This is a genomic window from Billgrantia desiderata, from assembly GCF_900108215.1.
Classification (GTDB): Bacteria; Pseudomonadota; Gammaproteobacteria; order Pseudomonadales; family Halomonadaceae; genus Halomonas; species Halomonas desiderata.
Genome location: NZ_FNVC01000002.1, coordinates 150,344 through 170,538, shown reverse-complemented (window position 1 = coordinate 170,538; position 20,195 = coordinate 150,344). Strand labels below are relative to the sequence as shown.

The 20,195-nt window shown below is 66.1% G+C and carries 20 protein-coding genes and 1 other RNA gene; 4 read left to right on the top strand and 17 right to left on the bottom strand.

The window, feature by feature from the left end:
• Positions 1 to 27: 27 nt before the first annotated feature.
• The 11 genes from murG to rsmI all read right to left on the bottom strand — a co-directional run bounded on the left by murG (position 28) and on the right by rsmI (position 12,114).
• Complete coding sequence (gene murG / locus C4S71_RS03150) at positions 28 to 1,116, bottom strand: undecaprenyldiphospho-muramoylpentapeptide beta-N-acetylglucosaminyltransferase (RefSeq protein WP_103968179.1); 1,089 nt, start codon at positions 1,114 to 1,116, stop codon at positions 28 to 30.
• On the bottom strand, positions 1,113 to 2,372 hold the full coding sequence (ftsW, locus tag C4S71_RS03145; protein ID WP_103968178.1) for a putative lipid II flippase FtsW: 1,260 nt from the start codon (positions 2,370 to 2,372) through the stop codon (positions 1,113 to 1,115). The genes murG and ftsW overlap by 4 nt, the downstream gene beginning before the upstream one ends.
• On the bottom strand, positions 2,362 to 3,741 hold the full coding sequence (murD, locus tag C4S71_RS03140; RefSeq protein WP_103968177.1) for a UDP-N-acetylmuramoyl-L-alanine--D-glutamate ligase: 1,380 nt from the start codon (positions 3,739 to 3,741) through the stop codon (positions 2,362 to 2,364). Before murD ends, ftsW begins: the two co-directional genes overlap by 11 nt.
• 37 nt (positions 3,742 to 3,778) lie before the next feature.
• A complete protein-coding gene (gene mraY / locus C4S71_RS03135; RefSeq protein WP_010629145.1) occupies positions 3,779 to 4,861 on the bottom strand; it encodes a phospho-N-acetylmuramoyl-pentapeptide-transferase in 1,083 nt (360 codons plus the stop codon).
• Positions 4,862 to 4,870: 9 nt separating this feature from the next.
• On the bottom strand, positions 4,871 to 6,238 hold the full coding sequence (locus C4S71_RS03130) for a UDP-N-acetylmuramoyl-tripeptide--D-alanyl-D-alanine ligase (protein ID WP_103968176.1): 1,368 nt from the start codon (positions 6,236 to 6,238) through the stop codon (positions 4,871 to 4,873).
• Positions 6,235 to 7,743 carry a UDP-N-acetylmuramoyl-L-alanyl-D-glutamate--2,6-diaminopimelate ligase gene (locus C4S71_RS03125; RefSeq protein ID WP_103968175.1) on the bottom strand — a complete coding sequence of 503 codons (1,509 nt, stop codon included), beginning with the start codon at positions 7,741 to 7,743 and terminating at the stop codon, positions 6,235 to 6,237. The genes C4S71_RS03130 and C4S71_RS03125 overlap by 4 nt, the downstream gene beginning before the upstream one ends.
• Positions 7,744 to 7,774: 31 nt before the next feature.
• Positions 7,775 to 9,484 carry a peptidoglycan D,D-transpeptidase FtsI family protein gene (locus tag C4S71_RS03120; protein WP_103968174.1) on the bottom strand — a complete coding sequence of 570 codons (1,710 nt, stop codon included), beginning with the start codon at positions 9,482 to 9,484 and terminating at the stop codon, positions 7,775 to 7,777.
• A complete protein-coding gene (ftsL, locus tag C4S71_RS03115) occupies positions 9,481 to 9,807 on the bottom strand; it encodes a cell division protein FtsL (RefSeq protein WP_103968271.1) in 327 nt (108 codons plus the stop codon). Before ftsL ends, C4S71_RS03120 begins: the two co-directional genes overlap by 4 nt.
• An 11-nt stretch (positions 9,808 to 9,818) precedes the next feature.
• Positions 9,819 to 10,775, bottom strand: coding sequence for a 16S rRNA (cytosine(1402)-N(4))-methyltransferase RsmH (gene rsmH, locus C4S71_RS03110; protein ID WP_103968173.1), 957 nt, complete (start codon positions 10,773 to 10,775; stop codon positions 9,819 to 9,821).
• Between the two features lie 65 nt (positions 10,776 to 10,840).
• Positions 10,841 to 11,203, bottom strand: an RNA gene (gene rnpB / locus C4S71_RS03105) — RNase P RNA component class A.
• A 53-nt stretch (positions 11,204 to 11,256) separates the two neighbouring features.
• A complete protein-coding gene (gene rsmI, locus C4S71_RS03100; protein WP_103968172.1) occupies positions 11,257 to 12,114 on the bottom strand; it encodes a 16S rRNA (cytidine(1402)-2'-O)-methyltransferase in 858 nt (285 codons plus the stop codon).
• Between the two features lie 102 nt (positions 12,115 to 12,216).
• Between rsmI and C4S71_RS03095 the strand changes: the two genes are divergently transcribed.
• The 4 genes from C4S71_RS03095 to C4S71_RS03080 are packed head-to-tail and all read left to right on the top strand — an operon-like array spanning position 12,217 to position 15,558.
• Positions 12,217 to 13,986: a penicillin-binding protein activator gene (locus C4S71_RS03095; protein ID WP_103968171.1), complete on the top strand. Its 1,770-nt coding sequence runs from the start codon at positions 12,217 to 12,219 to the stop codon at positions 13,984 to 13,986.
• Entirely contained in the window at positions 13,970 to 14,338 is a 369-nt protein-coding gene (locus C4S71_RS03090) for a YraN family protein (protein ID WP_103968170.1), read from the top strand. Before C4S71_RS03095 ends, C4S71_RS03090 begins: the two co-directional genes overlap by 17 nt.
• 42 nt (positions 14,339 to 14,380) lie before the next feature.
• The gene (locus C4S71_RS03085) at positions 14,381 to 14,974 is read left to right on the top strand and encodes a phosphoheptose isomerase (protein ID WP_010629154.1); all 594 of its coding nucleotides are present in this window, start codon (positions 14,381 to 14,383) and stop codon (positions 14,972 to 14,974) included.
• A 5-nt stretch (positions 14,975 to 14,979) separates the two neighbouring features.
• Entirely contained in the window at positions 14,980 to 15,558 is a 579-nt protein-coding gene (locus C4S71_RS03080; RefSeq protein WP_103968169.1) for a BON domain-containing protein, read from the top strand.
• Between the two features lie 100 nt (positions 15,559 to 15,658).
• On the opposite strand, the gene C4S71_RS03075 is transcribed toward C4S71_RS03080, so the two are convergent.
• From C4S71_RS03075 to rpsI, 6 genes are all read right to left on the bottom strand, one after another.
• Positions 15,659 to 16,129, bottom strand: coding sequence for a ClpXP protease specificity-enhancing factor (locus C4S71_RS03075; protein WP_086509831.1), 471 nt, complete (start codon positions 16,127 to 16,129; stop codon positions 15,659 to 15,661).
• Positions 16,130 to 16,179: 50 nt separating this feature from the next.
• Positions 16,180 to 16,806: a stringent starvation protein SspA gene (gene sspA, locus C4S71_RS03070; RefSeq protein WP_010629157.1), complete on the bottom strand. Its 627-nt coding sequence runs from the start codon at positions 16,804 to 16,806 to the stop codon at positions 16,180 to 16,182.
• A gap of 153 nt (positions 16,807 to 16,959) precedes the next feature.
• A complete protein-coding gene (locus C4S71_RS03065; protein WP_086509832.1) occupies positions 16,960 to 17,727 on the bottom strand; it encodes a cytochrome c1 in 768 nt (255 codons plus the stop codon).
• Positions 17,727 to 18,986 (bottom strand): cytochrome b, encoded by a 1,260-nt coding sequence (locus C4S71_RS03060; protein ID WP_086509833.1) that lies wholly within the window; start codon positions 18,984 to 18,986, stop codon positions 17,727 to 17,729. Before C4S71_RS03060 ends, C4S71_RS03065 begins: the two co-directional genes overlap by 1 nt.
• Complete coding sequence (gene petA / locus C4S71_RS03055) at positions 18,986 to 19,579, bottom strand: ubiquinol-cytochrome c reductase iron-sulfur subunit (RefSeq protein ID WP_103968168.1); 594 nt, start codon at positions 19,577 to 19,579, stop codon at positions 18,986 to 18,988. Before petA ends, C4S71_RS03060 begins: the two co-directional genes overlap by 1 nt.
• A 217-nt stretch (positions 19,580 to 19,796) precedes the next feature.
• The gene (gene rpsI / locus C4S71_RS03050; protein ID WP_086509835.1) at positions 19,797 to 20,186 is read right to left on the bottom strand and encodes a 30S ribosomal protein S9; all 390 of its coding nucleotides are present in this window, start codon (positions 20,184 to 20,186) and stop codon (positions 19,797 to 19,799) included.
• Between the last annotated feature and the right edge of the window lie 9 nt (positions 20,187 to 20,195).

Here is a 20,195-nt window from a genome sequence, read left to right as displayed (position 1 = left end):
GCCTGACCGGGAACCGGCCTCAAGGTGCTATCGCTCAAGCGCTGTCTCCATGCAACCGGCCACCAGGCGGTCTACGGCATCGAGGTGCGCGCAGCGGCGCGCCTGCCGAGCCATGGTGGCGAGAGTGTCGGGGTCGAGCAGCGTCGCCAGGCTCTTGGCCAGCGCCGCCGTCGTCATCTCGTGCTGCGGCATCAACTGTGCCGCACCCGCCGCCACCAGGGCGCGGGCATTGGCCGTCTGGTGGTCGTCCACCGCATGGGGCAGCGGCACGAACAGGGCCGGCTTGGCCGCGGCCGCCACCTCGGACACGGTCAGCGCCCCAGCCCGACAGACAACCAGATCGGCCCAGTCGTAGGCCGCCGCCATGTCGTCGATGAAAGCACTCACCTCCGCCTCGACCCCCTGCGCCAGATAGGCGTCTCGGGTCGCCGCATCCTTGTCGCGGCCGGCCTGGTGGCGCACTTCAGGACGGCTCCCTTCAGGCAGTGCGGCAAGCGCCTCGGGCAGACGCTGGTTGAGCGGCAGCGCCCCCAGCGAGCCGCCGACGACCAACAGCCGAAGGCGCCGGCCGCGCATCGTCTGCGCCTCGCGGGGCGACTCACCCAGGGCGGCGATCTCTTCGCGTACCGGGTTGCCGACCACCTCTCCCCGCGAGCCGAAGGCCTGGGGAAAGGCGGCATAGACACGGCGGGCCAGTCGCGCCAGAGCACGGTTGGTCAACCCGGCCACGGCGTTCTGCTCATGGATCACCAACGGGCGACGCAGCAGCCAGGCCGCAAGCCCGCCGGGCCCGCTGGCGAAACCGCCGAGGCCCACCACCAGCGCCGGCTCGAGCCGGCGGATGACGCTTGCCGCCTGCCACACGCTGCGCACCAGATTGAAAGGCGCCTTGAGCCAGCCGGCCAGACCGTTACCGCGCAAACCGGCCACCGCAATGCGATGCAGCGGCAGTTCGGCCGCCGGCACCAGCCGATTCTCGATACCTCGCGGACTGCCCAGCCAGTGCACCTCCAGCCCCTGGGCCTGCAGCCCGCGAGCCAGCGATAGCGCCGGTATCACATGACCGCCGGTGCCGCCCGCCATGATCAGCACTCGTCGCGTCCTGGCCTGGGTCACTTCATGACTCCTTGTCGATCGATCAGCGGCTCCCGCCGTCCTGTCGCTTCCCGCGGTGCGGTCGGGCTGGCCCGCCGCAGCGCCTGGCGGGTGTCGATGTCGACCCGCAGCAGCAGCGCCATCATGGCGGCGCTGACCAGCAGGCTGGAGCCGCCGTAGCTGAGCAGCGGCAGGGTCAAGCCCTTGGTCGGCAGCATGCCGGTGCTGACGGCGATGTTGATGAAGGCCTGGGCGCCGATCACCAGGGCGATGCCATAGCTGACATAGGCGGCAAAGGCCATCCCGGCCAGCTCGGCACGCCGCCCTACCGCCAGCGACCGCCAGATCAGCAGGGCGAACAGCCCGACCACGGCGATGGCACCGAACAGACCCAGCTCCTCGGCAATCACGGCAAAGACGAAGTCGGTGTGGGCTTCGGGCAGGTAGAACAGCTTCTGCACGCTGTTACCGAGCCCCATGCCCAGCCAGTGGCCGCGTCCGAAGGCGATCAGCGCCTGGGTGAGCTGGTAGCCGCTGGCGAACTGATCGGCCCAGGGGTCGGAAAAACTGGTCAGTCGCGCCAGGCGGTATGGCTCGGCAATGGCCACGTAGAAACCGAGCACCCCGACGCCGATCAGGATGAAGACGAAGCGGCCCCAGGGCGCGCCTGCCAGCAGCAGCATGCCCATCACGCAGCCGGTCATCACCACCACCGCACCGTAATCGGGCTCGAGAATCAGCAGGACGGCGATCACGCCCATCACCAGCAGCGGGCGCAGAAAGGCGCCCCAGCTACGGCGGACCTCCGGCAGGAAGCGCTCGAGGTAACCGGCCAGATAGACGATCAGGCACAGCTTGGCCACCTCGGACACCTGCAGATTGAAAGGCAGCAACGGTATCGACAGCCAGCGCCGGCTGCCGTTGACCTCACGTCCGATCAGCAGCACCAGGAACAGCAAGGCAATGCTGATCAGCAGCAGCAGCGGCCCGTTGGCGCGCCACCAGGCCAGCGGGGAGCGCAGCGTCACGACGGCCACTCCCAGCGCCATGAGCACGAACAGCGCATGGCGCTGGCTGAAGTACCAGGGGTTACCGGTAAGACTGGCCGCCACTTCGGTCGACGCCGAGGTGACCATGACCCAACCGGTCAGGATCAAGGCCAGGGCGGCAAACAGCAACCAGCCGTCGAACGGTTGATCGCGGGTCGAAAGCCGCTCACGCAGGCGCCGCAGCCGCGCGAACCTCACCTTGGTCGCCTGCTTGGTCTTAGTCGACATGTCCCGCCTCCTTCACGAACCGCTCGACGCCTCGGCGAAACGCCTCTCCGCGTGCCGGATAACCGGAAAACTGATCGAGGCTGGCACAGGCCGGCGAGAGCAATACACAGTCGCCCGGCTCGGCAATTTCACGCGCTCTGGTCATCGCTCCCGCCAGATCGTCGACCCGGGTCACGGTCACGCGGCCCTGCAGCGCCGCAGCGATCCGCTCGGCATCGCTACCGAACAGGATCGCCTCGCGAGCGTAGCGGGCCAGCGGCTCGGCCAGCGGCGTAAAATCCGCCCCCTTGCCCAGCCCCCCGGCCAGCAGCACGAGGCGTCCCAGCAGGGTGGGACCCAGCCCGGCGATGGCCGCCAGGGTGGCGCCGACGTTGGTTCCCTTGGAGTCGTTGACCCAGCGCACGCCGTCCACTTCGGCCACCAGCTCGCTGCGATGAGGCAGGCCCTTGAACTGGCGCAGCACGCCACACATGGCCTCCAGCGAAAAGCCGAGATGCGTGCCCATGGCCAGTGCCGCCAGCGCATTGGCCTGGTTGTGACGCCCCGCCACTCCCAGCTCGTCGGTTGCCATCAGCGCCGTGCCACCATGCATCAGCCAGTCGCGACCGTCCAGCTGGGCGATACCCCACTCGTCCGCTTGCGGCGGCTGGGTGGTGAAGCACGCCATGGGGAGCGGGTCGAGGGGCCAGGTCATGGGGTCTTCGGCGTTGACCACGGCATGGCGAGCGCCGCGGAAGATGCCAAGCTTGGCAGCGCGATACCCCGCCATATCGTCGTGGCGATCCAGATGATCTTCAGAGAGATTGAGGAAAGCGGCCGTCTCGGCGCCCAGCCGGGGAGTCGTCTCGAGCTGAAAGCTCGACAGTTCCAGCACGTAGAGCTCCGCCTCGGGGGCTTCGGCCAGCAGATCCAGCGCCGGCGTGCCCAGGTTGCCGCCTACCGCCACCCGCCGACCGGCGGCCTGGGCCATCTCACCCAGCAGCGTGGTCACGGTGGACTTGGCGTTGGAGCCGGTAATGGCGGCAATGGGTGCGCGCGCGGCGCGTACGAACAGGGCGATCTCGCCCACCACCAGCGGCTCCCCAGAATCGCGACGACGCCCCACCCACTCGGCCAGGCCCGGCGTACGCAGGTCGACGCCGGGGCTCACCACGATCTCCTCCGCTGCACTCATGTCGAGCGCCGTGAGCGCTCCGCAGTGAAGCTCCACCTGAGGGTGCGCGCGGCGAAAATCTTCGAGTCCGGGCGGCGCTTCGCGGGTATCGGCGACCATGAAAGGCACGCCCGCTCTGGCCAGGTGCCGGCAGATGGCCCGGCCGGAAATTCCCAGCCCGACCACCAGCGTCACTCCCTTCGGCACCTTGCGCATTCCACTCTCCTCGCCCGACAGGATGGGCGCACGCGAATCAGCGAATCTTGAGCGTCGCCAGACCGACCAGAACCAGCACCACGGTGATGATCCAGAAGCGCACGATGACCCGCGGCTCCGGCCAGCCCTTGAGCTCATAATGGTGGTGTAGCGGTGCCATGCGGAAGATGCGGCGCCCGGTCAGCTTGTAGGAGCCCACCTGCAGGATCACCGAGATGGTCTCGAGCACGAAGATGCCGCCCATGATGAACAGCACGATCTCCTGGCGCACGATGACCGCCACCACGCCGAGCGCCGCACCCAGCGCCAGCGCCCCGACATCGCCCATGAACACCTGGGCCGGATAGGTGTTGAACCACAGGAAGCCCAGTCCGGCACCGGCAATGGTGGCACAGAAGACGGCCAGCTCGCCGGCACCGGCAATGCTCGGGATCTGCAGATAGTTGGCGAATACCGCGTTGCCGCTGGCATAGGCGAAGATCGCCAGGCCCATGGCCACCATGACAGTGGGCATGATGGCCAGGCCATCCAGGCCGTCGGTGAGGTTGACGGCGTTGGAGCTGCCCACGATCACCAGATAGGTGAGCACGATGTAGAACACTCCCAGCGGGATGACGATGTCCTTGAACAGCGGCACGATGAGGCTGGTTTCCACCGCACTGGTGGCGGTCAGATATAGCACCAGCGCCGTCGCCAGGCCGATCACCGATTGCCAGAAATATTTCCAGCGCGCCGGCAGCCCGCGGGGATTCTTCTCCACCACCTTGCGGTAGTCGTCGACCCAGCCGATCGCACCGAAGCCCAGCGTCACCACCAGCACGATCCACACGAAACGATTGGTGAGATCGGCCCACAGCAGGGTGCTGACGGCGATCGCCATCAGGATCATGGCCCCGCCCATGGTCGGCGTGCCCGCCTTGGACAGATGCGACTGAGGGCCGTCGTCGCGTACCGCCTGACCGATCTGGCGCTCGACCAGACGCCGAATCATCCACGGCCCCAGCCACAGGCAGAGCAGCAGAGCCGTCATGGTGCCCAGGATCATGCGCAGGGTCAGATAATTGAAAACATTGAAGGCGCTCTGGTACTGCGCCAGAAAATCAGCCAGAAAAAGCAGCATGTGTTGCGTTCACCTTGATGCGTCAGCTCGTAGCGCCGCCACGACCCGTTCCATGCCAGCGCTGCGCGATCCCTTGATCAGAACGCTGGCACCGGTGGGCAGATGGTCCAGGACATGACGCGTCAGCGCCTCGTGGTCGTTGAAATGAATTCCGCCGTCGCCGAAAGCCTGGCTTGCGGCCTGTGCCGGCTCGCCGCAGGTCATCAGCACGTCGATCCCCAGTTTGCGTGCGTAATGGCCGACCTCTGCATGCAGTCGGTCCGAATCCTTCCCCAGTTCTCCCATGGCGCCAAGCAGGCACCACCTGGGGCCGGGCAGCTCGGTCAGCAGCGCCAGCGCCGCCTTGACCGCTCCCGGGTTGGCGTTATAGCTGTCGTCCAATAGGCGGCTCTGCCGTATACCGCCCAGCGGACTCAGGCGTCCCGGCATCGGTATGCAAGCCGCCAGCCCTGCCAGCACCTGCTCGTCGTCGACACCCAGCGCCAGCGCTCCCGCCGCCGCCGCCAGCGCGTTGGCGACGCTGTGCCGCCCCAACAGGGCAAGCTGCACCCGGCCAATCCTGCGGCCATCCATGACAAGCGTGAAAGCATAGCGCCCCAGGGCGTCGCAGGCCAGCTCGTCGGCCCGCACCCGACTGCCTTCGGCGAATCCGAAATCCAGTACTTGCCGCGGTGCGGCCAACTGCGCCCAGAAAGGGTAATAGACATCGTCGCGGTTGAGCACCGCCACGCCATCGGCCCCGAGCCCGGCCAGTATCTCGCCCTTGGCCTGGGCGATCTGGCCCATGCCGCCGAACTCGCCGACATGCGCTCCGGTGACGTTGGTGATGATGGCCACCTGCGGCTCGGCGAGACTGGTGGTCCAGGCGATCTCGCCAAGGTGGTTGGCACCCAGCTCGATCACGGCGCGACGATGGGCGTCGGTCAGCCCCAGCAGGGTCAACGGTGCGCCGATGTCGTTGTTGAGATTGCCCCGCGTGGCCAGGGTCATGCCGCCCAGACCAAGCAACTGAGCCAGCAGCTCCTTGACGCTGGTCTTGCCGCTGTTGCCCGTTACCGCCACCAGCGGGCCACCCCAGGCCCGGCGCCGGGCACGCCCGAGCAGACCGAGTGCCAGGCGGGTATCGGAGACCACCAACTGTGGCAGCGGGTCCTCGACGGGCCGCTCGACCAGGGCCGCCGCCGCACCGGCTTCGCGGGCCTGGGCAATGAAATCGTGGGCATCGAAGCGCTCGCCGCGCAGTGCTACGAAGAGACTACCCGGTGACAGGCTGCGCGTATCGCTGACGATATCGCCGAGCGCCACGTCGCGCGCAGGCGCATCCACGCCCAGCGCGACGGCCACTTCGGCAAGCGTATTTAGACCTGATCCGCTCATTGTCCCGCCTCGCGACTGGCCAATGCCGATTCGGTCTCGGCGACATCGCTGAAGGGATGACGCACGCCGGCGACCTCCTGATAGGCTTCGTGGCCCTTGCCGGCGATCAGCACCACATCGTTGACGTCGGCCTGCGCGATGGTGCGGGCGATGGCTTCGCTGCGCCCCGCCACGACCTCGCTGCGCTGCCTGGCCTCGGCCGACACGCCGGCAAGTATCTGCTGGCGTATCTCGGCGGGGTCTTCGCTGCGGGGATTGTCGTCGGTGATCACCAGCCGGTCGGCATGACGCTCCGCCGTCGCTCCCATCAGCGGGCGCTTGCCACTGTCGCGATCGCCACCGCAGCCGAACAGGCACCACAGTTTACCGTTGCCGGGAAGATGCTGGCGCAGCGCACCCAGTGCATTCTCCAATGCGCCGGGAGTATGGGCGTAGTCGACGATCACGGTCGGCATGCCGTCGCTGCCGAAGCGCTGCATGCGCCCGGGTACGGGGGTCAGCCCGGAAGCCGCGGCAAACAGCGCCTCCAGGCTTTCCCCGAGGCCGTAGAGCGTGGCAATGGCAAGCAGCACGTTGTCGAGATTGAAGCGCCCCATCAGCGGCAGCTCGAGGCTACGCTCTCCCTCCGGGGTCGCGACCAGCGCCAACTGGCCGGAGGTCTCGGGCCGCCAGTCGACCACGCGCAGCGTCGCCGCCGGGTCGTCGCCGACGGCCAGCACGCGCACCCCGTCCGCCAGCCCCGCCAGCATCAGACCGGCGAGGGAGTCGTCGGCGTTGACCACCGCCAACTCCAGCTCGGAGCGACGAAACAGGCGTGCCTTGGCCGCGGCATAGGCCGCCATGCTGCCGTGATAATCCAGGTGATCTCGAGTGAGATTGGTGAATACTGCGGCCTTGACCCGACAGCCGTCGAGGCGGTCCTGCTCAAGCGCATGGGAAGAGACCTCCATGGCCACCCGCCCGATACCGCCTGCGGCCATCTCACCGAGAGCCGCCTGCAGCATCAGCGGCCCCGGCGTCGTCAGCCCGGTATCCGTGAGCTGTCCGGGGCGCCCGACACCCAGCGTGCCGATGAGCCCGGCTTCCCGTCCAAGGGCCGCACTCAGTTCGGCCAGGTAGTGGGTCACGGAGCTCTTGCCATTGGTCCCGGTAACACCGATCAGCTCCAGCGCCTTCGGCACTTCGTACAGCCACTGCCCCAGCTCGCCCAGGCGCTGGCGCAGGAACGGCAGCCCCAGCACCGGCTGCCCCTCGGCCGAGGTGGGGAGCGATTCGCCCGGTTCGAGGTGGTAGAGCACCTGCACGGCGCCCGCCTGAAGCGCCTGACCCAGATACCTGCGGCCGTCTCCGCTCACACCGGGTACGGCCACGAAGACATCGCCCGGCTCGACCAGGCGGCTGTCGAGCACCAGGCGCAGCGAAGCGTCACCGGTCGACGCCGGTATCGTCAGATTGGGCCAGCAGCGGCACAGCGCCGACTGTAGACGGGAAGCACTCACCTGCATCGACGCACCTCTGTCGTAGGAAAGGCAGCAGTCATTGTGTTCGTTGATCCGGCGGCACGTCCAGCAGACGCAGGGCGCTGCCCGTGACACGCGAGAAGACCGGCGCCGCCACGGCACCGCCGAAGAAATCTCCACCCCGGGGATGGTCGATCATGACGATGGTGACGATACGCGGATCGGAAACCGGGGCGACCCCGGCAAACAGGCTGCGATAGGCGTTCTCTTCGTAGCCTGCCACCGAAGTCTTGCGTACCGTACCGGTCTTGCCCGCCACCCGGTAGCCCGGCACGGCGGCACGGCGCCCTCCGGTGGTGGGCTGGACCGACTGCTCCATGATGCGCAGCAGCTCATGGGCCACCTGGGGGTCGATGGCGGGCTCCCCTATCGGTGCCTCGTTCAGCTTGAGCAGCGAGGGCGGCATGCGTACGCCGCCGTTGGCCAAGGCGGTATAGGCGCTGGCCAGCTGCAGGGCGGAGACCGACAGACCATAACCGTAGGAGAGCGCCGCCCACTGACTGCGCGACCAGCGCACAGGCGCCGGCATATGGCCCACCGCCTCGCCGGGAAAACCGGTCTCGGTGCTCTGACCGAAGCCCAACCGGCGATAGAGATCGGGCACCAACGGGTCGTCCAGTTCGAGTACCAGCTTCGACATGCCGATGTTCGACGACTTTTCGAGAATACCCGCCAGATCGAGCCTGCCGTAGTTGCGTATGTCGCGAATGGTGAAGCGGTCGATGCGCATCCAGCCCGGCGAGGTATCGACCACGATGTCGCTGTCGAAGCGCCCGCTCTCCATGATGGCCGCCATGGCCAGCGGCTTCACCACCGAGCCGGGTTCGAAGACGTCGACGATGGCCTGGTTGCGCAGTCCGCGCGGGTCCAGCCCGGCACGGTTGTTGGGGTTGTAGGAGGGCTGATTGGCCATGGCCAGCACTTCACCGGTGCGCGCATCCATCATCACCACCACGCCGCCATCGGCATCGTGCTCGGCCACCGCCGCCTTGAGCTCGCGGTAGGCCATGTACTGCAGCCGCTGATCGATGGAAAGGGTCAGTTCCCCACCCGGCTGAGCCTCGCGCAGTACCGCCAGATCCCGCACCAGGCGGCCACGGCGGTCCTTGATCACCCGGCGCTGTCCGGGGGTGCCGGCCAGATAGGGTTGGTAGGCGAGCTCCACCCCCTCCTGGCCCATGTCGTCCACGTTGGTCACGCCCAGCAGTTGGGCGACCACCTCGCCGGCCGGGTAGTAGCGTTTGTATTCATGCTGGGCATAGACGCCGGGAACGCGCAGATCCAGGACCCGCTGTGCGGCTACCGGGGTGAGCTGGCGACGCAGGAACATGAACTCTCGCGAGGCGAAACGCTCGAGCCTGGCGTCGAGATCGTCGGGTGTCATGCCCAGCGCCTGTGAGAGCATCAGCCGCTGGATGCGATCTTCGGGAACCTCCTGGGGGTTGGCCCACAGCGTCACCACCGGGGTGGAGATGGCCAGCGGCTCGCCGTTGCGATCGGTGATCATGCCGCGGTGGGCGGTGAGCGACTCGGTGCGCAGAATCCGTGCATCGCCCTGCCCCTGCAGGAACGGCCGATCGAAGACGTGCAGGGTCACGATACGCCCGGCCAGCAGCAGCAGGCCGATGAACACCACGCCCAGCACGACGCCATATCGCAGCCCGCCCATGGGCGCCATGGGCGGGCGCCGGCGCGGTGTCACTCCGTTGCGCACATCCGTACTCATGGCCGGATGACCTCGACTTCATTGACGTGGGGCAGTCGCATCTCGAGCCGCTCGACGGCCAGACGCTCGATGCGCGCCGGCGACGACCAGGCGCTCTCCTCCAGCAGCAGTTGACCCCACTCCGTCTGCAACTGGTCGCGCTCGCGCTCGAGCTGCTGCAGGCGCGCATACTGGGCACGCGTCTGATGGCTGGTGCCGACCACCGCAATGGCGGTGATCAGGCATGCCAGCACCAGAGCGGTCACCAGCAGCAGCCGCCAACTGGGGCGCCGGTTCGCTGGCCAGGCGGCTCGCAGCATGCGTGGTGAGAGGCGTCCTTGCATCATGCCGCTCCTCAGGCCAGCTTGCGTGCAGCGCGCATCACAGCGCTGCGCGCGCGCGGATTGGCGTCGACTTCAGCCGCCGAGGGGCGCTGCGCCTTGCCCAGCATCTCCAGGCGTCTGGCGAGCTGATCCTCACGTACCGGCACGCCCCGCGGCAGGTCGCTGTCGCCACGCACGTGCTCACGGATGAAGCGCTTGACCCGGCGATCCTCCAGCGAGTGAAAGCTGATCACCACCAGGTGCCCGCCGGGAGCCAGCGCCTCCAGCGCCGCAGCCAGCGCGGCATCCAGCTGCTCGAGCTCAGCATTGATGTGAATGCGCAGCGCCTGGAAGGCCCGCGTGGCAGGATGCTTACCTTTCTCCCAGGCGGGGTGGGCCGTTTTGAGCACCTCGGCCAGGTCACCGGTACGCAGAAAGGGCTTGTCAAGACGGCGCGTCACGACGGCCCGAGCCAGGCGTTTGGCGAACCGCTCCTCGCCGTAGGTCTTGAACACCTGGGCGATCTCGGCCTCGCTGGCCCGCGCCAGCCAGTCGGCGGCACTTTCGCCTCGGGTCGGGTCCATGCGCATGTCGAGGGGGCCGTCACGCAGAAAGCTGAACCCCCGCTCGGGATCGTCCAACTGCGGCGATGACACGCCAACGTCCAGCAGCACGCCGTCCAGCTTGCCGAAGAGGTCGTGGCGGCGTGCAATCTCGGCCAGATTGGCGAACTCGCCCTGCTCGATGACGAAGCGCGAATCCGTCAGCGTCCGCGCTTCGGCAATGGCCTGAGGGTCGCGGTCGATGGCCAGCAGGCGGCCCTGTGGGCCCAAACGTTCGAGAATGGCGCGGGAATGTCCGCCGCGTCCGAAGGTGCCGTCCAGATAGGCACCACCGGAGTCATGAACGAGAGCATCCACGGCCCCATCCAGTAGCACGCTGGCATGACGAAAGCCATGACGGCTCGGTTCAGCTGCGGATGGCGGCATGCGCTTTCCTGATGTCTCGGACTCGTAGGGACGCATCCGGCAGCCCGGATGCGCTAGCTGTGAATCGGGGGAGTCGGCCGATAAGCCGGGTTCTGTCGTGGACAGTCATTCATCTAGGAGCCGCGTCACCGCGACCCTCCAGCAACCTACCCGAACCCGACGCGGGCCACGTCATAGGGTTCCTATTTGGTCTTGCTCCGGGTGGGGTTTACCGTGCCACGCACTGTTACCAGGCGCGCGGTGCGCTCTTACCGCACCCTTTCACCCTTGCCGGCCTCCCGAAGGAGACGTAGGCGGTCTGCTCTCTGCTGCACTTTCCGTCGGCTCGCGCCGCCCAGGCGTTACCTGGCACCCTGCCCTGTGGAGCCCGGACTTTCCTCCCCCACACCGACCAAGGCCGATGCGGCGGCGACCGTCTGGCCGACTCCGAGCGCAAGAATACCAGCGTGCCGGTGGCCTCTCAATGTCTTTCCGCCCCGTCTCAGCGGGCCTCCTTCAGCGCCTGGGCCTGGCCGTACCAGGTTTTCTTCGCCCCGCCCAGAAGCCTTGCCGCCACGGCCGCGGCCTGCTTCACCCCCACGCCCTCGTCCAGCAGCGCCGCAAGCAAGGCATGCGCCTCCACGCTGGCCGTATCGCCGCCCTCCTTCGGCTCGGCTCCCGCCACCATGATCACGAACTCGCCCCGCGCCTGATCCGGGTCGGCCTGCATGCAGGCCAGCAGCCTCTCGGCGTCGCCTTCCAGAAAGGTCTCGAAGGATTTCGTCAGCTCCCGCGCCAGCACCAGCCGGCGCGCACCGAGCTCGGCGCCAATATCGGCCAGCGCGTCGCGTATCCGGTGCGGCGACTCGTAGAAGACCAGCGTCTCTTCGCGCAACGCCAGGTCCTTCAGGCGCTGGCGGCGAGCCCCGCCCTTGGCCGGCAGGAATCCCTGGAACAGGAAGCGGTCGGTGGGCAAGCCGGACGCACACAGCGCCGCCACCAGCGCACAGGCGCCGGGTACCGGCACGATGCGGCGCCCCCGTGCCCGCAGCTCGCGAACCAGCACGAACCCCGGATCGCTGATCAGCGGCGTTCCCGCATCGCTCACCAGGGCAATGCTCTCGCCGCCCAGCAGGCGTCGGTCGAGCTGCTCGACTCGGGCCGCCTCGTTGTGCTCGTGCAGCGAGAGCATCGGCACCGACAGCCCCAGGTGGCGCAACAGCCGCGACGTGTGGCGGGTATCCTCGGCGGCGACCAGCGCCACCTCCCCCAGCACCCGCGCCGCCCTGGGGCTCAGGTCCTCCAGATTCCCAATCGGCGTGGCGACCACGTACAATGTACCAAGATGTATATCCGACATGGCGGCTCCTCAGGGGGATTTTCGGCCTTGGCCCGTGCGAGATGAAGGGTCGACTCCCGAGGCAGGCGAACGCCGCTCCGAGCCCGAGACAAGGAAGGATTCATGCTAAAGATGCCCCGCGGCCTGCTGGCCACCGTGCTCCTCGCCCTCATGGTGGCAGGCTGCGCACCTCCCGGCATCGTCGAGCGAGCTCCCGTCGACGACCCCGACCAGCTCCTGCGGCAGGCACAGCAGCAGGCCCCCGAAGAGGCCGCGCTGAGCCGGCTCGAAGCGGCCGACATCCTAGCACGCCAAGGACAGCGTACCCAGGCACTGCAGATTTCCAGCGAGATCGACGACAGCCGGCTGCCCGCCGAATACCGCCTGCACTGGGCCATGCTGCTGTCGGAGCTCGGCAACGAACTGGGCGAGCCCTGGGCAGTGATCCAGGCCGGACAGCTACTCGACGAGATCGACTTTCCCCGCGATGCCGGCCTGATCCTGCGCGAGCGCCTAGGGCTGGCGCTTGGCCAGGTCGACGAGCATCGTGCCGCCGCCGACATGCTGATGTACGTACAGGCACGCACCGAGCGTGAAGCGCTCAACGATCCCATCTGGAACTCGCTCTCACGCCTCGACGCCAGCGAACTGGCCAGCCTGCGCGAGGGCGCCGACGAGCTGGCCCTGGGCTGGCTGAGTCTTGCCGGCCTGGTACGCGAAAGCGATGGCGACATCGAGCGCCTGCTGTCGAATCTGGAAGCCTGGCGCGAGCGCAATGCCCGACACCCGGCAGCCCGTGAGGTGCCCTCGGAGCTGCTCGCCCTGCGTGAGCTGCGCGGCAGGGAAGTCCGCCACATCGCCGTCTTCCTTCCCGAATCGGGCCCGCTGAGCAGCGTCGCCGAATCGATCCGCGCCGGCATGCGCCTGCACCACATGCACAGCGCCGAGCGCAACGGCGGCCTGCGCCTCTCGTTCATCGACGCCAGCCACGGCAACCTCGATGCACTCTACGCCGAAGCGCGCAACATCGGTGCCCAGGTGGTCATCGGCCCCCTCGACAAGGACGAAGTCACCGAACTCGAAAATCGCGACCGCGTACCGCTGCCGACACTGGCGCTCAACTACGGCCACGGCGACAGCAACCAGGCGCAGGGGCTGTTCCAGTACGGCCTGTCGGCAGAGGACGAGGCGCGCCAGGTAGCCCGCCGCGCCCGTGAGGACGGCCACCGCCGCGCCGCCATGATGGTGCCCGACAACGAATGGGGCACCCGGGTAGGCCGCGCCTTCCAGCAGGAGTGGAGCCGGCTCGACGGCATCGTCACCAACGCCGTCACCTACGACCCCCGCGGCTCCGCCACCGAAAGCACTCGCCGGGTGCTCGCCGGTGGCCGCCCGGACATGCTGTTCCTGCTGGCCCTGCCCAGCTACGCCCGTCAGGTGCCGCCGAATCTCGACTATTTCGACGCCGCCAACCTGCCTATCTACGCCACCTCTCACCTGTACGAGGGGCGCCCGCAGCCGCTGCTCGACCATGACCTGGATGACGTCTTCTTCGTCGACATTCCCTGGCAGATCCCCGATGCGGCGGTCGGCGGCGTCGAGGCGCTGCCCTACCTGGCCAGCTTCCAGGACCTGCGCGAAGACTCCGACCCAGCCACCTTCCGGCTGATGGCGATGGGTGTCGACGCCTATGAGCTGGCGCGCCGACTGCCGCAGTTCCAGCTACTGCCCGAGAGCGAGCTGTTCGGCGCCACTGGCCTGCTGCTGCCGGGGCGCGACGGTCGCATCGAGCGCCGGCTGCCATGGGCACGCTTCGAGCGTGGCGTGCCGCGCCCCATCCTGACCTTCGAACTGCTCGACGGCGACCTGCTCGACAATGGTCAGCTCAACTGATGCCCGCGCCCGCGGCGCTCGTGTCGAGCGCCTGGGCGCCGAATGGCTAGTGGACAGGGGGCTCAGGCTCATCGCCAGCAACCAGCAGTTCAAGGGCGGTGAGCTCGACCTGGTGATGAGCGACGGCGAGACGCTGGTGTTCGTGGAAGTGCGCCATCGCGCCGACGCACGCCACGGCCACCCCCTCGAGACCGTCACCCGGGCCAAGCAGCGCCGGCTGGTCCATGCCGCGCGTTTTTATCTGGCCCGCAACCGGCTATCATGTCCCTGCCGTTTCGACGTGCTGGCAGTGACCGGCACCCCGCCCTTGCTTGATTTCGAATGGGTGCAGGGCGCTTTCGAAGCGTTCTGACCACCGGCTCGTACCATGTCCCGCGACCAGGACTTAGACAGAATGGACTATCAGCAACGCATACTCGGCCACTTCAACGCCAGCATCGACACCAAGACCTATGCCAGCGAGGTGCTCCCCCCCTTCATCGAGGTAGCCAGCCAGATGATGGTGCAGTGCCTGGTCAACGAGGGCAAGATCCTGGCCTGCGGCAACGGCGGCAGCGCCGGCGACAGCCAGCATTTCTCGTCCGAGCTGCTCAACCGCTTCGAGCGCGAGCGCCCCAGCCTGCCGGCTCTGGCATTGACCACCGACACCTCGACGCTGACCTCCATCGCCAACGATTACAGCTACAGCGAGGTCTTCTCCAAGCAGGTGAGAGCCCTGGGGCAGCCCGGCGACATCCTGCTCGCCATCTCCACCAGCGGCAACTCGGGCAACGTCATCCAGGCCATCCAGGCCGCCCACGACCGCGACATGGCCGTGGTCGCCCTGACCGGGCGCGACGGCGGCGACATGGCTTCCCTGCTCGGGCAGGACGACTGTGAAATTCGCGTTCCCGCCACTTCGACGGCACGCATCCAGGAAGTTCATCTCTTGGTGATACACTGCCTGTGCGACCTCATCGATGAACAACTCTTCGGTACCAGCGAGTAACTCCCATGACCTCGACAAGACTGATCGCCACCCTTCTGACCGCACTGGCCATTGTCCTCGCCGGCTGCACCACCGTCACCGGCGTCGCCAACCCCGGCACCATCGACGAGAACTACGGCAAGCGCACCCTGGGCGCCCAGGTGGAAGACGAGAGCATCGAGACCAAGATCGCGCATAACCTGCGCCGTACCGATGCACGACTCGGCGATGCGCGCATCAATGTGGACAGCTACAACGGCATCGTCCTGCTCACCGGCCAGGTGCCCAGTGAAGAGCTGAAGCAGCGAGCCAGCGAAGTGGCTCTCGAGGTGCGCAACGTGCGCGACGTGCACAACGAGCTGTCGGTGTCTGCCAACCTGCCGGCCAGCCAGCGCCTCTCCGACACCTGGATCAACACGCGTATCCGCACCACCCTGGCCGCCGACCAGAGTATCGACACCAGCCGACTGCGCTTCGTGACCGAGAACGCCACGGTCTACATCATGGGCATCGTCAGAAGAGCCGAAGCGGACCGTATCGTCAACGCCGTTGCCGATGTCGGCGGCATCCAGCGCATCGTCAAGGTCTTCGACTACCTCGACTGAGACCATACGCTCCTCGCAACGCAGAACGGCAGGCCATGGCCTGCCGTTCTGCTTTTCAGACTATTCGCGTCACATCAACGATGTGACGCACATGGAGCAATCATTTGATCACGCGCAGCGACGGACGCTTGCGAGAAGGGGTCTTGCCTTCACGGCCAGACTCCGAGGCAGAGCCTTCGCCTTCCCTTTCGGGTGAGTCGATGCTGCTGAGCTCGGGCTTGGCATCGGCAGTCGACTCCTCCCCCTGCGGCATCGGCATGGCCGGCTCGTGACCGAATACCATCCCCACTCCATTCTCCTTGGCGTAGATCGCCACCAGTGCCGGCATCGGGACCACCACCTGCATCGGCTGCCCACCGAAGCGGGCACCGAAGTAGATGGCATCGTTCTCGATCTGCAGATCCCGCACCGCGGTGGGTCCTACGTTCAGCACGATCTGACCGTTCTGCACGAACTGACGCGGCACGCTGACGCCCGGCTGCTCGGCATCCACCACGATGTAAGGCGTTTGCTCATTGTCCAGAAGCCACTCGTAGAGCCCTCTGGCAAGATAGGGGCGGCTCGACAACATGGGGTCTGCCCTCCTCCATTGTGGCGGCGTCGGCCAGGCCGACGCCTGGTTCAGGTGCGCATTTCGCGCTCGTTCTCGCTCAATGACGATACGAAGGAGTCACGCTCGAACAGGCGCTCCATATAGGTGACGAGCGGCTTCACCTGCTTTTCCGGCAGCTCGATACCGAGTACGGGGAGACGCCAGAGGATCGGTGCAATACAGCAATCCACCAGCGAGAACTCCTCGCTCATGAAGAACGGCACGTCTTCGAAGATCGGCGAAATACCGACCAGGCTTTCGCGCAGCTCCTTGCGCGCCTTTTCCACGTCTTTCTTGGCACCGCTCTCGATCTGCTCGACGAGCGGGCACCATTCACGCTCGATGCGATGCATCCAGAGACGGCTTTGCGCCCGCGCGACGGGATAGACCGGCAGCAACGGCGGATGGGGAAAGCGCTCGTCAAGGTATTCCATCATGACCTTGGATTCGTAGAGCACCAGATCGCGATCGACCAGGGTCGGCACGCTATTGTAGGGATTCATGTCGGCGAGCTCCTCGGGGCGCTGATCGCCGCTGACCTCGAGAATATCGACCGCCACGCCCTTCTCGGCGAGCACAATGCGCACGCGATGACTGAAGTGATCATCGCTTCCGGAATAGAAGATCATCGATGACCGCTTGGCCACTACACCCATGTAACAATCCTCGCATCAATTCGAACCCGCATGATAGCACGACACCCCAAGCTCGGGGGTGTGCCATGCGCTCCGGACCCAGAAGAACACACAGGGGGCGCATGACCCGATTGCCATACGCCCCCTGCGGCACAACCTGCCGATTCAATCGAATCAGTGAATGTCGCGCCAGTACTCACGCTTGAGCAGGTACGCCAGCACACCGAAGATGAAGATGAAGATCAACACCTTCGGACCCAGCACCTGTGCCTGCAGCTTGGAGGGCTCGCCCACGTAAGCCAGGAAGTTGGTCAGGTCGTAGACCGCCTCTCTGAACTCGTCCGGCTCCATGCTGCCAGGACGTGTCACCTGGAGCACGTCGCAGGACTGGTACTTGCCGGTCAGCGGATCGAGCTCGGCGCCCTCGATGGGACGATCGGTCTGAGCGCAGACCTTCTCCTGAACGCCCTGCAGCGGCTCGAGCACGTTGGGCATGGCCACCATGTCGAAGACCTCGTTGTTGACCCCGTTGGGACGACTGGGGTCACGATAGAAGGTCAGCAGGTAGGAGTAGATCCAGTCGGCGCCGCGCAGACGACCGTGCAGCGTCAGGTCCGGCGCTGCCGCGCCGAACCAGCTGTCGCCGTCGCCGCGGGTCATGGCCGTGAGCATCTGGTCGTTGTAGGCCAGATCGGAGGAGAAGATCAGATTCTCCTCGACCAGGTCCTGCGGCATGCCGAAGTCCTCGGCGGCACGCGCGAAGCGCTGATGCTCCAGCGAGTGACAGCCCATGCAGTAGTTGACGTAGAGCTGCATGCCACGCTGCAGCGACGCCTCGTTACGCAGGTCCGGCGTCATCGAATACGGCACATCCGGCGCAGGCGCCGCCATGGCAGCAATGGGCACCAGCGCGAAGAGCAGTGCGAACAGTTGCTTTTTCATTAGCCAGTCACCCTCTCCGGAACGGGTTTGGTCTTCTCCATCCTGGTGTAGAACGGCATCAGCAGGAAGAAGGCGAAGTAGATCACCGTGCACAGCTGCGCCACCACGGTACGCAGCTGCGTGGCCGGCAGCGCGCCGAGAACGCCCAGCACCACGAAGCTGATGGCGAACAGCGTCAGCGCGATGCGCGACAGCCAGCCCTTGTAGCGCATGGAGTTCACCGGGCTGCGATCGAGCCACGGCAGGACGAACAGCACGGCGATGGCGCCACCCATGAAGACCACGCCGAGGAACTCGGCCTGCAGGGGACCAATGTCGAAGGTGATGGCGCGCAGGATCGCGTAGAACGGCGTGAAGTACCACACCGGCGCGATATGGTCTGGCGTCACCATCGGGTTGGCCGGCTCGAAGTTCGGCCGCTCGAGGAAGTAACCGCCACCCTCGGGGAAGTAGAAGATCACCGCGGCGAAGACGAACAGGAACACGGCCACGCCGAACACGTCCTTGACGGTGTAGTACGGATGGAACGGAATGCCGTCCAGCGGCTTGCCGCTCTCATCCTTCTTGGCCTTGATGTCGATGCCGTCGGGGTTGTTGGAACCCACTTCGTGCAGCGCGATCAGGTGCAGCACCACCAGCGCCAGAATCACGATGGGCAGCGCCACCACGTGCAGGGCGAAGAAGCGGTTGAGCGTGATGCCGGAGATCAGGTAGTCGCCACGGATCCACTGGGCCAGATCGGGACCGACGAAGGGAATGGTGGCAAACAGCGAGATGATAACCTGAGCACCCCAGTAGGACATCTGACCCCAGGGCAGCAGGTAGCCCATGAAGGCTTCCGCCATCAGCAGCAGGTAGATGGCCATGCCGAAGATCCACACCAGCTCGCGCGGCGCCTTGTAGGACCCGTACAGCAGGGCGCGGAACATGTGCAGGTAGATCACCACGAAGAAGGCCGAAGCCCCGGTGGAGTGCATGTAGCGGATCAGCCAGCCGTACTCCACGTCGCGCATGATGTACTCGACGGAAGCGAAGGCACCCTCACCGGAGGGGTTGTAGCTCATGGTGAGCCAGACACCGGTGAGAATCTGGTTGACCAGCACCAGCAGCGCCAGCGAGCCGAAGAAGTACCAGAAATTGAAATTCCTGGGCGCGTAATATTGGCTCAGGTGGTCTTGCCACATTTGCGTGGCGGGAAAGCGATCGTCCACCCAGCGCATGAAGCCGCTTTCCGCCTTGACCCGATTCGGATTACCCATCACGCAGTCTCCTGATCTTCGCCGATGATAATGATATCGTCGGATTCAAAGCGGTATGGCGGCACCTCGAGATTGGCCGGCGCCGGCACGTTGCGGAATACCCGGCCCGCGAGGTCGAAGTAGGAGCCGTGGCAGGGGCAGAAGTAACCGCCCGGCCAAGCCGTCATGTCGACATCGTCCGGACTGGGGCGGAACAGCGGCGAGCAACCCAGATGGGTACAGATGCCGATCAGCACGGAAATCTCGGGCCTGATGGAGCGCAGCGGACCCGTGACGTAGGCAGGCTGCTGCTGCACTTGAGAATCGGGGTCGGCCAGGCGTGCAGGATCGAAGTTCTCGGTGCGCTCGATCATGTCGGGGGTGCGCATGACGATCCACACCGGACGTCCACGCCACTCCACGGTCATGCGCTGCCCAGGCTCGAGCCTGGAAATGTCCGCTTGAACCGGCGCACCGGCCGCCCTTGCCCTGGCACTCGGCTGCCAGGATGCCACAAAGGGAACCGCCACTCCCACGGCACCCACCGCCCCTACGACGGTGGTGGCCCCCAGGAGCAGTCGGCGCCGCCCTTTGTTCACGCCGTTGTCTGCCATCTTCTGGTTTCTCCCATCAGCTTACCCGTTGATACCGCACGGATGGAATTCCGCTACCACGGATACTAAAAATCCGATACATATTAAGGAATCGGGCCGCTTCGCACAAGACGAAGCGGCCCTGACCAAGGTGGAATTCTTTTTGCAATCTCTTGAATTAAAAAATAAAAAAACCCGGGCATTGGCCCGGGCTTTTTCGCCAGCGACTGAGTGAAAATCAGCGCTTGGAGAACTGCGGACGACGGCGCGCCTTGCGCAGACCGACCTTCTTACGCTCCACCTGACGAGCGTCACGAGTGACGTAGCCGGCGGCACGCAGAGCCGGACGGAAGTCCTCGTTGTACTCCATCAGAGCACGGGTGATGCCGTGACGAATGGCGCCCGCCTGAGCGGAACCGCCGCCACCCTTGACGGTGACGAAGACGTCGAACTGGCCGGTGGTCTCGGTCAGCTCGAGCGGCTGGCGCACCACCATACGGCCGGTAACGCGGCCGAAGTACTGATCCAGCTCACGGTTGTTGACGGTGATCTTGCCGGTGCCCGGCTTGAGGAAAACACGGGCTGTGGAAGTCTTGCGGCGCCCGGTACCGTAATACTGCTGTGCCATGGTGATGAT

Bases quoted from the DNA above. Each gene is read 5' to 3' on its own strand.
- C4S71_RS03130 (WP_103968176.1), bottom strand. From the start codon at position 6,238: ATGAGCGGATCAGGTCTAAATACGCTTGCCGAAGTGGCCGTCGCGCTG.
- murD (WP_103968177.1), bottom strand. From the start codon at position 3,741: ATGCGCAAGGTGCCGAAGGGAGTGACGCTGGTGGTCGGGCTGGGAATT.
- C4S71_RS03060 (WP_086509833.1), bottom strand. From the start codon at position 18,986: ATGGGTAATCCGAATCGGGTCAAGGCGGAAAGCGGCTTCATGCGCTGG.
- rsmI (WP_103968172.1), bottom strand. From the start codon at position 12,114: ATGTCGGATATACATCTTGGTACATTGTACGTGGTCGCCACGCCGATT.
- C4S71_RS03075 (WP_086509831.1), bottom strand. From the start codon at position 16,129: ATGTTGTCGAGCCGCCCCTATCTTGCCAGAGGGCTCTACGAGTGGCTT.
- C4S71_RS03085 (WP_010629154.1), top strand. From the start codon at position 14,381: ATGGACTATCAGCAACGCATACTCGGCCACTTCAACGCCAGCATCGAC.
- C4S71_RS03090 (WP_103968170.1), top strand. From the start codon at position 13,970: ATGGTCAGCTCAACTGATGCCCGCGCCCGCGGCGCTCGTGTCGAGCGC.
- petA (WP_103968168.1), bottom strand. From the start codon at position 19,579: ATGGCAGACAACGGCGTGAACAAAGGGCGGCGCCGACTGCTCCTGGGG.
- ftsL (WP_103968271.1), bottom strand. From the start codon at position 9,807: ATGCAAGGACGCCTCTCACCACGCATGCTGCGAGCCGCCTGGCCAGCG.
- sspA (WP_010629157.1), bottom strand. From the start codon at position 16,806: ATGGGTGTAGTGGCCAAGCGGTCATCGATGATCTTCTATTCCGGAAGC.
- rsmH (WP_103968173.1), bottom strand. From the start codon at position 10,775: ATGCCGCCATCCGCAGCTGAACCGAGCCGTCATGGCTTTCGTCATGCC.
- C4S71_RS03065 (WP_086509832.1), bottom strand. From the start codon at position 17,727: ATGAAAAAGCAACTGTTCGCACTGCTCTTCGCGCTGGTGCCCATTGCT.
- ftsW (WP_103968178.1), bottom strand. From the start codon at position 2,372: ATGTCGACTAAGACCAAGCAGGCGACCAAGGTGAGGTTCGCGCGGCTG.
- C4S71_RS03125 (WP_103968175.1), bottom strand. From the start codon at position 7,743: ATGCAGGTGAGTGCTTCCCGTCTACAGTCGGCGCTGTGCCGCTGCTGG.
- rpsI (WP_086509835.1), bottom strand. From the start codon at position 20,186: ATGGCACAGCAGTATTACGGTACCGGGCGCCGCAAGACTTCCACAGCC.
- C4S71_RS03080 (WP_103968169.1), top strand. From the start codon at position 14,980: ATGACCTCGACAAGACTGATCGCCACCCTTCTGACCGCACTGGCCATT.
- C4S71_RS03095 (WP_103968171.1), top strand. From the start codon at position 12,217: ATGCTAAAGATGCCCCGCGGCCTGCTGGCCACCGTGCTCCTCGCCCTC.
- mraY (WP_010629145.1), bottom strand. From the start codon at position 4,861: ATGCTGCTTTTTCTGGCTGATTTTCTGGCGCAGTACCAGAGCGCCTTC.
- C4S71_RS03120 (WP_103968174.1), bottom strand. From the start codon at position 9,484: ATGAGTACGGATGTGCGCAACGGAGTGACACCGCGCCGGCGCCCGCCC.